Here is a 12,453-nt window from a genome sequence, read left to right on the forward strand (position 1 = left end):
GGCTTTTTTCTGCCCTGTGAAACCAAAATGCTTTGAGAAACCTTGATAATGAAAAAAGTCAGCGTATTGATTGTTGCTAGAAATGAAGCAAACCACATTCGGGAATGTATTGAAAGTTGCCGTTTCGATAAAGAAGTTATCGTTATCGACGACCACAGCACCGACAATACTGCCGAAATTGCCGAGGGTTTGGGCGCAAAAGTCTTCAGACGGCATTTGAACGGGGATTTCGGAGCGCAAAAAACATTTGCCATCGAACAAGCAGGCGGAGAATGGGTTTTCCTGATTGATGCAGACGAACGCTGCACACCGGAACTATCTGATGAAATCTCAAAAATTGTCCAAACCGGCGATTACGCCGCCTATTTTGTCGAGCGCCGCAACCTTTTCCCTAACCATCCCGCCACACACGGCGCGATGCGTCCTGACAGCGTATGCCGTTTGATGCCGAAGAAAGGCAGTTCGGTGCAAGGCAAAGTACACGAAACCGTACAGACCCCCTACCCCAAACGCCGTCTGAAGCATTTTATGTACCATTACACATACGACAACTGGGAACAATATTTCAACAAATTCAACAAATATACTTCCATTTCAGCCGAGAAATACCGAGAGCAGGGAAAGCCCATGAGTTTCGTTAGGGACATTATCCTCCGCCCGATTTGGGGTTTTTTCAAAATTTATATCCTGAACAAAGGGTTTCTCGATGGGAAAATGGGTTGGATTATGTCCGTCAACCACAGCTATTACACGATGATTAAATATGTCAAACTATATTATCTGTACAAATCCGGCGGAAAATTTTAAATGGAAAAAGAATTCAGGATATTAAATATCGTATCGGCCAAGATTTGGGGCGGGGGCGAACAATATGTCTATGATGTTTCAAAAGCATTGGGACTTCGGGGCTGCACGATGTTTACCGCCGTCAATAAAAATAATGAGTTGATGCACAGACGCTTTTCCGAAGTTTCTTCCGTTTTCACAACGCGCCTTCACACGCTCAACGGGCTGTTTTCGCTCTACGCGCTTACCCGCTTTATCCGGAAAAACCGCATTTCCCACCTAATAATACACACCGGCAAAATTGCCGCCTTATCCATACTTTTGAAAAAACTGACCGGGGTGCGCCTGATATTTGTCAAACATAATGTCGTCGCCAACAAAACCGATTTTTATCACCGCCTGATACAGAAAAACACCGACCGCTTTATTTGCGTTTCCCGTCTGGTTTACGATGTGCAAACCGCCGACAATCCCTTTAAAGAAAAATACCGGATTGTTCATAACGGTATCGATACCGGCCGTTTCCCTCCCTCTCAAGAAAAACCCGACAGCCGTTTTTTTACCGTCGCCTACGCCGGCAGGATCAGTCCGGAAAAAGGATTGGAAAACCTGATTGAAGCCTGTGTGATACTGCATCGGAAATATCCTCAAATCAGGCTCAAATTGGCAGGGCACGGACATTCGGATTATATGTGCCGCCTGAAGCAGGACGTATCTGCTTCGGGAGCAGAACCATTTGTTTCTTTTGAAGGGTTTACCGAAAACATTGCTTCGTTTTACCGCCAAAGCGATGTCGTGGTTTTGCCCAGTCTCGTCCCGGAGGCATTCGGTTTGTCATTATGCGAGGCGATGTACTGCCGAACGGCGGTGATTTCCAATACTTTGGGCGCGCAAAAGGAAATTATCGAACATCATCAATCGGGGATTCTACTGGACAGGCTGACGCCTGAATCTTTGGCGGACGAAATCGAACGCCTCGTCTTAAACCCCGAAGCAAAAAACGCACTGGCAACGGCAGCTCATCAATGCGTCGCCAACCGTTTTACCATCAACCATACCGCCGACAAATTATTGGATGCAATATAAGCCGCTTTCAGACGGCATATGCCGTCTGAAAGCCTTTGATGCAACAAACCACCAAATTATATTCGTTCATTGGAAAAAAACACCCCGAATCCATCCTTCAAAATAAGAAAATCCCAATATCCCCCGATATCGCGCAGCCTATTGGCAAAGTTTTGCAGCGTCTTCCCCGGCTTGTGCCGCCGCGTCAAGTGCTTTGTTACAATGTATAGTGGACTAAATTTAAACCAGTACGGCGTTGCCTCGCCTTGCCGTACTATCTGTACTGTCTGCGGCTTCGTCGCCTTGTCCTGATTTAAATTTAATCCACTATACTACTTTCACATTTCTTAATAAATTTTATGAGTAACCATACTTCTTGGTCGTCCAAAATCGGTTTCGTCCTTGCTGCGGCAGGTTCGGCCATCGGTTTGGGCGCGATTTGGAAATTTCCTTATACGGCAGGCACCAACGGCGGCGCGGTGTTTTTCCTACTGTTTTTGATATTTACTATCTTGGTCGCCCTGCCCGTTCAGCTTGCCGAATTTTATATCGGGCGCACGGGCGGACAAAACGCCGTCGATTCCTTCAGGGTTCTGCGTCCGGGCACGCAATGGCTTTGGGTCGGGCGTATGGGCGTTGCCGCCTGCTTTATTTTGCTGTCGTTTTACAGCGTGGTCGGCGGATGGGTATTGAATTATGTCGTCCACAGTTTCACGGGGGCGGTTCATACCGGCGCGGACTTTGAAGCCCTGTTCGGCACAACGATTTCCAATCCGGCAGGTTCGCTGTCCTATCAGGCACTGTTTATGCTGATTACGGTTTGGGTGGTCAAAGGCGGGATTTCAGACGGCATTGAAAAGGCAAACCGTTATCTGATGCCGGGGCTGTTTATCCTCTTTATTGCGCTGGCAATCCGTTCGCTGACGCTGCCGGGTGCAATGGAGGGCGTGTCTTTCCTGCTCAAACCGAATTGGTCGTACTTTAAAGCCGATACGATGATTACGGCTTTGGGCCAGGCGTTTTTTGCCCTGAGCATCGGCGTTTCCGGCATGATCACCTACGCTTCGTATTTGGGAAAAGATCAGGATATGTTCCGTTCCGGCCATACGATTATGTGGATGAACCTCTTGGTTTCGCTGTTGGCAGGTTTGGTGATTTTCCCGGCGGTGTTCGCCTTCGGTTTTGAACCGAGCCAGGGGCCGGGATTGATTTTTATCGTATTGCCCGCAGTGTTTATGAAGATGCCGTTCGGTACGGTTTTGTTTGCGGTATTCATGCTGCTGGTCGTTTTCGCCACGCTGACTTCCGCATTTTCGATGTTGGAAACGGTCATTGCCTCAACCATCCGCCAAGACGAGCGCAAACGCAAAAAGCACACTTGGCTTATCGGCACGGCCATTTTCATTATCGGCATCCCGTCCGCACTGTCTTTCGGCGTATGGGGTGAGTTTAAGGTTTTCGGCAAAACCATTTTTGATTTGTGGGACTATGTTATTTCCGCCGTCATTATGCCGATTGGTGCTTTGAGTGTTTCCATCTTTACCGCCTGGATTCAGGACAGGCAGTCTGTGTTAAAAGATGCCGGATCGGGCAGCACCGTACCACGGGCAGTGCTGCTGCTGTGGCTGAATACCTTGCGCTACCTCGCCCCGATTGCCATTATTATTGTTTTCATCAATTCTTTGGGTATTCTCTAAAAAGTCCTTCAAGTGGTATCAAAATGCCGTCTGAAACTGTTTCAGACGGCATTTTACTTTTGGTTCAGCCTATTTCGTTCAAAGTATTGTCCGGCATGACCAGCCAAACTTTAAGCCGCCTGCTTTCAGCAACCGACCGTATCAAAGGCAAATCCATAATGGAAAACGCCGTCGACAAGGCATCGGCAATCGCCGCATCATCCGCCATTACGCTCATGCTTTTATAACGCGGCGTACTCACGCCGGTCCGCGGATCGAACAAATGGGTAAACCTGCCCGCTTTGTCCATCACCGTCCCATAGCCGCCCGAAGTGGCAAACGCCTTGTCTTTCATCGTGATATTTGCCAACACGCCTTCTTCGTCGTCCGGATTGCGGATGCCGATATTCCAAGTCCGTTTACCGTTTGTATCAAACCCCCTGATTTCGCCCATATCGGCCAGCGCGGCAGGCACGCCGTTTGCCTTCAGCAACGCGACGACCTTATCCGTAATATAGCCTTGCGCGATGCCGTTCAAGGACAAACCCATACCCTTTTCGGCAAAACGGATTTCACGGTCATCAAACACCAATTTGTCAAAGCCGACCCGCTTCAGGGCTTCCTTCACGCTATTCTCCGGCGGCGGCGTTTCCGCATCGGGATGGGCGGCAAAATAATCGGCATACAGTTTCCACAAAACCTGAACCGTCGGATCGAATGCCCCTCCGGTCAAAGTATGCATATCCCGACAAATGCTCAACAGTTCCAAGAAATCCGCCGGCGGCGAAGTCAGATAACCGTCATGGTTCAGGCGGCTGATCAGGCTATCTTCACGGTAAAGGCTGAACATTTTTTCCAAACGCGCCACTTCCGCCAAAACCTTATTGACCAAATCCGCCGCACGCCTGTCGTCCACACCGAACAGGCGCAGCTCCGCGCCGGAACCCAGCGCGACACCTTTCCAGAAAAACACATTTTCATCGCGTTTTTCATCCCCGTTGCGTTTTTCATCATCGGCGGCAAAAGGATTCTGCAAAAAAGAAACCGCCGCGCCCGCCGCCGCAACGGCGGCAACCGTCAAAAAACGCCTGCGCCCGAAATGCCTGCCCATACCGCCTCCTAAACCGACACTGCCGCCTTGATATGCGGATGAGGGTCGTAACCTTCCAACTCAAAATCTTCAAATTTGAAAGCAAACAAATCTTTGACTTCAGGATTGATTTTCATCACAGGCAAGGCACGCGGTTCGCGTTCCAACTGCAATGCGGCCTGCTCGAAATGGTTGCGGTACAAATGCGCGTCGCCAAACGTATGGACAAACTCGCCCGCCTCCAATCCGCACACTTGCGCCATCATCATCGTCAACAGCGCGTAGCTGGCAATATTAAACGGCACACCGAGGAAAATATCCGCGCTGCGCTGGTAAAGCTGGCAGGACAGTTTGCCGTCGGCAACGTAAAACTGAAACAGCGCGTGGCAGGGCGGCAGTGCCATTTCATCGACCAAGGCCGGATTCCACGCCGACACAATCAGGCGGCGCGAGTCCGGATTCTTCTTGATTTGTTCCACCACGTTGGCAATTTGGTCGATATGCCTGCCGTCGGGTGCAGGCCAGCTGCGCCATTGATAGCCGTAAACCGGGCCCAAGTCGCCGTTTTCGTCCGCCCACTCGTCCCAAATGGAAACATTGTTGTCCTTCAGGTATTTGATATTGGTATCGCCTTTGAGAAACCAAAGCAGCTCGTGGATTATCGAGCGCAAATGCAGCTTTTTGGTCGTCAGCAGCGGAAAACCTTTGCCCAAGTCAAAACGCATCTGATAACCGAATACGGAGCGCGTGCCCGTACCGGTGCGGTCTGATTTGTCCGTACCGTTGTCGAGGACGTGGCGCATCAAGTCTAGATAGGCCTTCATAATATTCTTTCATCAAGTTGAACGGCGCATATTGTAACATTTCCGGCCAACGCCCGAGTCCGGACAAACGCGCAGGCCGCCCCGCCTGACGATAAAAACGCGAGTACGGTCAGACAGGATTGTTGACAATTTTAGTCATTTTCCACAGTAAAACCCGGATGGAAAACAAAATTACCTTGATTGGAATCAAAAAATCTAGTTTAATTACTTGAAATAAAATTCCAATAATATTTTTATTTGCGAAATTAATTTATGATTATTGGTTTATTATCGGCAATAAACATCAAACATTGAAAATATGGAAAAAATAATGTCAACAATTTGTGCCAAATCGGGCGTGGCATCAGAAAAAAATAGGTTTATATTGCTACCTACAAATTTGTTTTCCCATTAGTACAATATCAACCAAAAGGAGTATCCGAATGACTGACCTGAACACCCTGTTTGCCAACCTCAAACAACGCAACCCCAATCAGGAGCCGTTCCATCAGGCTGTTGAAGAAGTCTTCATGAGCCTCGATCCGTTTTTGGCAAAAAATCCGAAATACACCCAGCAAAGCCTGCTGGAACGCATCGTCGAACCCGAACGCGTCGTCATGTTCCGCGTAACCTGGCAAGACGACAAAGGTCAAGTTCAAGTCAACCGCGGCTACCGCATTCAAATGAATTCTGCCATCGGTCCTTACAAAGGCGGCTTGCGCTTCCACCCGACCGTCGATTTGGGCGTATTAAAATTCCTCGCTTTTGAACAAGTCTTCAAAAACGCACTGACTACCCTGCCTATGGGCGGTGGCAAAGGCGGCTCCGACTTCGACCCCAAAGGCAAATCCGATGCCGAAGTAATGCGCTTCTGCCAAGCCTTTATGACCGAACTCTACCGCCACATCGGCGCAGACACCGATGTTCCGGCCGGCGACATCGGCGTAGGTGGCCGCGAAATCGGCTACCTATTCGGACAATACAAAAAAATCCGCAATGAATTCACTTCCGTCCTGACCGGAAAAGGTTTGGAATGGGGCGGCAGCCTCATCCGCCCCGAGGCGACCGGCTACGGCTGCGTCTATTTCGCACAAGCCATGCTGCAAACCCGCAACGATAGTTTTGAAGGCAAACGCGTACTGATTTCAGGCTCCGGCAACGTGGCGCAATACGCTGCCGAAAAAGCCATCCAACTGGGTGCGAAAGTACTGACCGTTTCCGACTCCAACGGCTTCGTCCTCTTCCCCGACAGAGGTATGACCGAAGCGCAACTCGCCGCCTTGATCGAATTGAAAGAAGTCCGCCGTGAACGCGTTGCCACTTATGCCAAAGAGCAAGGTTTGCAATACTTTGAAAATCAAAAACCGTGGGGTGTTGCCGCCGAAATCGCCCTGCCCTGCGCGACCCAGAACGAATTGGACGAAGAAGCCGCCAAAACCCTGTTGGCAAACGGCTGCTACGTTGTTGCCGAAGGTGCGAATATGCCGTCGACTTTGGGCGCGGTCGAGCAATTTATCAAAGCCGGCATCCTCTACGCTCCGGGCAAAGCCTCCAACGCCGGCGGCGTGGCAACTTCGGGCTTGGAAATGAGCCAAAACGCCATCCGCCTGTCTTGGACTCGTGAAGAAGTCGACCAACGCCTGTTCGGCATCATGCAAAGCATCCATGAATCCTGCCTGAAATACGGCAAAGTCGGCGACAAAGTAAACTATGTCAACGGTGCGAACATCGCCGGCTTCGTCAAAGTTGCCGATGCGATGCTAGCGCAAGGTTTCTAAGCAAACGCGACCAACACGCAAACAAAATGCCGTCTGAACCGCAAATACTGTTCAGACGGCATTTCCTTATCCGCCCGTTCGAATCGGGTGATACTACCGATACATCCGAATATGCCAGACCGTCTGAACGGCATTCACACCGCCCAATCCTGCACGCGCTTCAAATCGTTTTGCGCCAAAGTATCCGCGTGGCGGTTACGGCTCTGATATTCCCTGTCTTTCAATATACTGCTCGCCACATAATTCAAATGTGCCTTTGCCGCCTCCGAAGCCTCGCCCGGCCGACGGTTTAATATCGCCTCATACAATACACGGTGCTGCGCCATCAGTTTCGGACGCGGATCCTCTTCCTGATTCAAATAGATAATGCTGCTGCGCGTCTGCCGGTAAAGCATTTTCAACAAACTGCCCGACAAATGGCTGAACAGCAGGTTGTGCGCCGCATCGGCAATCGTCTGATGAAAGCTTACATCGGCTTCGCTCTGATGTTCCAAATTGCCGCTTTCGCACGCCTCCTCAAACTTTTCAAGCCAAAACCCAATCCGCTTCAAATCCGCATCCGTGCGGCGTTCTGCCGCCAAACCCGCCATACAGCCTTCTATATGGCAGCTGAAATCGAAGACATCCTGTTCCCAATTGGAATGTTTGCCCAAAAGCTCCTGCCAACTTTGCAAAAAATCCTGCTGCGGCTTGACCGAAACATAATAACCGTCTCCCTGCCTTGCTTCCAAAACCTGACGGGCAACCAAAACATTCAATGCCGACCTGACCGACGGGCGCGAAACGCCAAACTCTTCCGCCAAAACACGCTCCGGAGGAATCTTGCCCCCTTCCGCGTAAACCCCTTCCACGATACGGCCTTCCAATACCGACAATACCTGATCGCTGATTTTCTGCGGCCTTATCAATTTCATAATCGCATTCTCCTTCTATCGGTTTTCTGCCAAACTTTCTCCGAAATATAAATAAAATTGGACTGACCAACAAACATAAATTCTAATAATACAACACTCCCACCGTCAACCGCATTACAGGCCCAACATGGCAACCCCCTTCAGAACTACATTCAATTACATTTTTAAATAAAATACTATCTTGATTATTAAGGAATAAAATTAATATTCTTTTAAAAATCATCATTTGTATTGAAAAATATATTGACTGGTATATTAAAGTTTCGTAAAGTAGCGTCGTATTATCTTAATTGGTTTGACCAATTTTATTATTAATCATAAAAATATTTTCGGAGATGCTCAATTATGGAAACTTGGGTTCAAAACTACACGGCAATAGGAGGCAGCCTGTATCTGACAGCAGCCGCAGCCCTCTTGCCCATCATTTTTTTCTTCACTGCCCTGACAGTCCTGAAACTCAAAGGCTATCAGGCAGGCCTTTACACGCTGCTGATTGCACTGGGTGTCGCCATCCTCGGCTTCGGCATGCCGGCAAGCATGGCTGTTTCTTCCGCACTGTTTGGTTTTGCCTACGGCTTATGGCCGATTGCATGGATTATCGTTACCGCCGTATTCCTATATAAAATTACCGTAAAAACAGGGCAGTTCGATATTATCCGCGCCTCCGTTATTTCAATTACAGAAGACCAACGCCTGCAAATGCTCTTGGTAGGTTTCTCTTTCGGAGCTTTCTTGGAAGGTGCGGCAGGTTTCGGCGCACCGGTGGCGATTACCGCCTCTTTGCTGGTAGGCTTGGGCTTTAATCCGCTCTACGCCGCCGGTTTGTGTTTGATTGCCAATACCGCGCCCGTGGCTTTCGGCGCGATGGGTATTCCCATCTTGGTTGCCGGTCAAGTGTCCAATCTCGACCCTTACCATATCGGTCAGGTAGCAGGCCGCCAGCTTCCCATCCTGTCAGTTATCGTACCCTTCTGGCTGGTTGCCATGATGGACGGTATGCGCGGCATACGCCAAACTTGGCCTGCCGTTCTGGTTGCCGGCGTATCCTTTGCCACAACCCAATTCATTACCGCCAACTTCATCGGCCCCGAGTTGCCTGACGTTACCTCCGCATTGGTCAGCCTGATTTGCCTATCTGCCTTCCTGAAAAAATGGCAGCCTAAAGAAATCTTTACATTCAACGGCATGAAAAAACCGTCCGAACGCAAAGCGGGCGAATACACTGCCGGACAAGTCATTAAAGCTTGGTCGCCTTTTGCCATCCTGACCGTTTTCGTCAGCGTGTGGACGATTAAAGGCGTTAAAGAGGCTTTGGGCGTTGCCACCATCAAATTCGACTGGCCGATGCTGCACAACTTGGTACAAAAAGCCGCGCCCATCGTCAGCGAACCGACACCATACGCCGCCGTATTCAAAATTGACTTCCTCGGCGCAGTCGGTACGGCAATCCTGTTTGCTTCCATCGTTTCCGCCGCTTTACTGAAAATGAAACCTTCCGAAGCCGTCGGCACTTTCTTTGAAACGCTTAAAGAACTGCGCCTGTCCATCCTGTCTATCGGTTTGGTACTCGGTTTTGCCTTTGTAGCAAACTATTCGGGATTGTCATCCATACTGGCGCTAATCCTCGCAGCAACAGGAACCGTATTCCCGTTCTTCTCACCGTTCCTCGGCTGGCTGGGCGTATTCCTGACAGGTTCGGATACTTCTGCAAATGCCTTATTCAGCTCTTTGCAGGCAAGTACGGCGCACCAAATCGGCGTTACCCCCGAGCTGACCGTTGCCGCCAATACAACCGGCGGCGTAACAGGCAAAATGATTTCCCCTCAATCCATCGCCATCGCCTGTGCGGCAGTAGGCTTGGAGGGCAAGGAATCCAACCTGTTCCGCTTCACCGTGAAACACAGCCTGATTTTCTGTAGCTTTGTCGGCCTTCTGACCCTCCTGCAGGCATATGTTTTGCCGTGGACACTGATTTTCTTTAACAAATAAAACATCCGTAAAAATGCCGTCTGAAACAGGTCATGTTTCAGACGGCATTTCTTTTGTGCAGCCCATATCTTTCTTATTGATATATGTTAAAAAAAATATAATTCCCCTTTTAACATACAAACTAGTCCTATATACTACCTAAGTAGTATTAACGTAAAACCTTCTATATAGAGAAACTGATATGAAAACTACCCACTTCCTACTCCTTCCCCTCGCAGCCGCGCTCAGCCAAGCATGGGCAGCCCCTGTTGCGGAAGAAACCGCCGAGCTCTCCCCCGTTACCGTTACCGGGACACAGCAGCAAAAAGCCAATACAGTCAAATTCAATCCTAAAGCCACCCTCCAGCCCCTACCGGCAGGGGATGGCGCAGACCTTTTACAATCTGTCCCCAACATGAGCATCATCCGCAAAGGCGGCAGCTCGGGCGATCCATTGTTCCGAGGTTTGGGCGGCTCGCGCCTTGCCATCAACGCAGACGACCAATTCGTTTACGGCGGCTGTTCAAACCGCATGGACCCGCCCACTTCCTACATCCACCCCAGCACCTTTGACGAAGTTGTCGTAACCAAAGGTCCGCAAACCGTTACCCAAGGGATGGGTTTGATCAGCGGTTCGGTTCATTTCGTCCGTAAAGATCCGACCTTCCACGAACAACCCTACTCCTTCAACGGCAGCACCACATTAGGCAGCAGCGGCAGACGCGATGCCTCCTTTGAAGCCGGTGCAGGCGGCAAATACGGTTATGCCCGCCTCAATGTCTCACATAACGAATCCGACGACTATAAAGACGGAGCAGGCAACCGCGTACATTCCAACTTCAAACGCGACGGCCAAATGGTTCAGTTGGGCGTTACCCCGACCGAAAACACCACCATCGCCGGTACATACGAACGCAGCCGCGGTAAAGCCGCCTACGCCGACCGTATGATGGACGGCAGCAAATTCGACCGCGACGCGTGGAATGTCCGCATCAGCCAACGCAATATCACACCTTGGTTGAGCGAAATCGAGGCACGCTACGGATCCAGCGAAATCGACCACGTGATGGACACCTACAGCCTGCGCCCCGTCGGTATGATGGGCAAGGCAGCCATTAACCCCAAACGCCGCACCGATACCGGCAATCTGAAAGCCACTTTCGATTGGGACAACGTCAACCTTCAAACCGGCATCGACTATATGCGCGACCGCCATACCGAACGCAACGGCAATGAAAACTACGCTTCGAGTCCTTTCAAGCCTACCCAAAGTTTTGACCAACTGGGCGGCTTTGCCGAAGCGGCTTGGCAACGTACCGACAAGCAAAAACTGATTGCCGGTTTGCGGCACGACCAAGTAACAGGCACATACGAAGACAAGGCCGACTCCGATCCCCTCAAAAAAACCAAATATCCTTTGACTTCCGGCTTTTTCCGTTTCGAGCAAACAACAGGCAATACCAAATACTACGCAGGTTTAGGCATCGCCCAACGTGCGCCCGACTACTGGGAACGCAAAAAATCCGAAAACCTCCGCAAAGAAACCAACCGTCAACTTGATGCAGGGCTGATTTGGAACAGTGGAAATTGGCACGTCTCCGCCTCTGTGTTTGCAGGTAAAGTTGACGACTTCATCATTGTTGAGACAAAACCGATGATGATGCATCATGCCGCTGGCAGCACGACGGCACATAGCCATATGGCACACCATCACGCAGGACACGCCGGCAGCCATACTCCGGCGGCACCGGCAACAGGCGGACACCCCGGCAGCCATGCTCCGACAGCTCCGGCGACAGGCGGACACTCCGGCCATCATCATGGTGCAGACTTAAGCGCGCGCAATATCGATGCCATCCGTCTAGGCGGCGAACTTGAAGTGAAATGGCAGTTTGCCCCGAACTGGAGCATCAGCAGCAACCTAGCCTATACCTACGGTAAAAACCGTACCGACGGCAAACCGTTGGCACAAACACCTCCGCTCGAATGGAACAACACCCTTGCCTTCGACAACGGCAAATTCAGCGCGGGCGCATTGTGGAAACTGGTTGCCAAACAAAACCGCTACGCCAAAGGACAGGGCAACATCATCGGTCAGGACATCGGCGCATCCGCGGGCTTTGGCGTACTTTCCGTCAATGCAGGTTGGAAATTCAACAAATACGCCACCCTGCAAGGCGGCGTGGACAACGTCTTTAACAAAACCTATGCCGAATTCGTCAGCAGAAGCGGAGGATTTGTCGATCCTGCCGCCGGTATCAAAACCACCCGCGTCAACGAACCCGGCCGCACCGCTTGGTTAAGGCTGCAAGCCAAGTTCTAAACGCTTGCATTTTAAAAAGCCGTCTGAAACGAAGTCCGTTTCAGACGGCA

Annotated in this window: 9 protein-coding genes and 1 pseudogene; 6 read left to right on the top strand and 4 right to left on the bottom strand. The window is 50.5% G+C overall.

Annotated elements, in window-relative coordinates:
- Nucleotides 1–42 precede the first annotated feature (42 nt).
- On the top strand, nt 43–807 hold the full coding sequence (locus ACRPFF_RS00920; protein WP_432673543.1) for a glycosyltransferase family 2 protein: 765 nt from the start codon (nt 43–45) through the stop codon (nt 805–807).
- On the top strand, nt 808–1,872 hold the full coding sequence (locus tag ACRPFF_RS00925; protein WP_411712246.1) for a glycosyltransferase family 4 protein: 1,065 nt from the start codon (nt 808–810) through the stop codon (nt 1,870–1,872).
- Between the two features lie 170 nt (nt 1,873–2,042).
- On the opposite strand, the pseudogene ACRPFF_RS00930 reads toward ACRPFF_RS00925, so the two are convergent.
- Nucleotides 2,043–2,183 (bottom strand): annotated as a pseudogene (locus ACRPFF_RS00930) (IS5/IS1182 family transposase); the annotation flags it as partial.
- Nucleotides 2,184–2,210: 27 nt separating this feature from the next.
- Here ACRPFF_RS00930 and ACRPFF_RS00935 point away from each other — a divergent pair.
- Entirely contained in the window at nt 2,211–3,548 is a 1,338-nt protein-coding gene (locus ACRPFF_RS00935; protein WP_432673544.1) for a sodium-dependent transporter, read from the top strand.
- 64 nt (nt 3,549–3,612) lie between these two features.
- On the opposite strand, the gene ACRPFF_RS00940 is transcribed toward ACRPFF_RS00935, so the two are convergent.
- On the bottom strand, nt 3,613–4,638 hold the full coding sequence (locus tag ACRPFF_RS00940; RefSeq protein WP_432673545.1) for an FAD:protein FMN transferase: 1,026 nt from the start codon (nt 4,636–4,638) through the stop codon (nt 3,613–3,615).
- Between the two features lie 8 nt (nt 4,639–4,646).
- On the bottom strand, nt 4,647–5,441 hold the full coding sequence (locus ACRPFF_RS00945; RefSeq protein WP_002251482.1) for a thymidylate synthase: 795 nt from the start codon (nt 5,439–5,441) through the stop codon (nt 4,647–4,649).
- 422 nt (nt 5,442–5,863) lie between these two features.
- Between ACRPFF_RS00945 and gdhA the strand changes: the two genes are divergently transcribed.
- Nucleotides 5,864–7,198: an NADP-specific glutamate dehydrogenase gene (gene gdhA, locus ACRPFF_RS00950; RefSeq protein ID WP_411712243.1), complete on the top strand. Its 1,335-nt coding sequence runs from the start codon at nt 5,864–5,866 to the stop codon at nt 7,196–7,198.
- Between the two features lie 134 nt (nt 7,199–7,332).
- Here the strand turns inward: gdhA and ACRPFF_RS00955 are convergent, their stop codons facing one another.
- Complete coding sequence (locus ACRPFF_RS00955) at nt 7,333–8,112, bottom strand: FadR/GntR family transcriptional regulator (protein WP_314169706.1); 780 nt, start codon at nt 8,110–8,112, stop codon at nt 7,333–7,335.
- Nucleotides 8,113–8,457: 345 nt separating this feature from the next.
- Between ACRPFF_RS00955 and ACRPFF_RS00960 the strand changes: the two genes are divergently transcribed.
- Both ACRPFF_RS00960 and ACRPFF_RS00965 read left to right on the top strand, forming a co-directional pair.
- The gene (locus ACRPFF_RS00960; protein ID WP_432673546.1) at nt 8,458–10,101 is read left to right on the top strand and encodes a lactate permease LctP family transporter; all 1,644 of its coding nucleotides are present in this window, start codon (nt 8,458–8,460) and stop codon (nt 10,099–10,101) included.
- A 181-nt stretch (nt 10,102–10,282) separates the two neighbouring features.
- Nucleotides 10,283–12,403, top strand: a complete 2,121-nt coding sequence (locus ACRPFF_RS00965; protein WP_432673547.1) for a TonB-dependent receptor domain-containing protein — start codon at nt 10,283–10,285, stop codon at nt 12,401–12,403.
- Nucleotides 12,404–12,453 lie beyond the last annotated feature (50 nt).

The organism is Neisseria sp. SLRRB23 (assembly GCF_050896295.1).
Lineage (GTDB): Bacteria > Pseudomonadota > Gammaproteobacteria > Burkholderiales > Neisseriaceae > Neisseria.

Coding starts and splice junctions, on each gene's coding strand:
- ACRPFF_RS00965 (WP_432673547.1), top strand. CDS start 10,283: ATGAAAACTACCCACTTCCTACTCCTTCCCCTCGCAGCCGCGCTCAGC.
- ACRPFF_RS00960 (WP_432673546.1), top strand. CDS start 8,458: ATGGAAACTTGGGTTCAAAACTACACGGCAATAGGAGGCAGCCTGTAT.
- gdhA (WP_411712243.1), top strand. CDS start 5,864: ATGACTGACCTGAACACCCTGTTTGCCAACCTCAAACAACGCAACCCC.
- ACRPFF_RS00955 (WP_314169706.1), bottom strand. CDS start 8,112: ATGAAATTGATAAGGCCGCAGAAAATCAGCGATCAGGTATTGTCGGTA.
- ACRPFF_RS00940 (WP_432673545.1), bottom strand. CDS start 4,638: ATGGGCAGGCATTTCGGGCGCAGGCGTTTTTTGACGGTTGCCGCCGTT.
- ACRPFF_RS00945 (WP_002251482.1), bottom strand. CDS start 5,441: ATGAAGGCCTATCTAGACTTGATGCGCCACGTCCTCGACAACGGTACG.
- ACRPFF_RS00935 (WP_432673544.1), top strand. CDS start 2,211: ATGAGTAACCATACTTCTTGGTCGTCCAAAATCGGTTTCGTCCTTGCT.
- ACRPFF_RS00925 (WP_411712246.1), top strand. CDS start 808: ATGGAAAAAGAATTCAGGATATTAAATATCGTATCGGCCAAGATTTGG.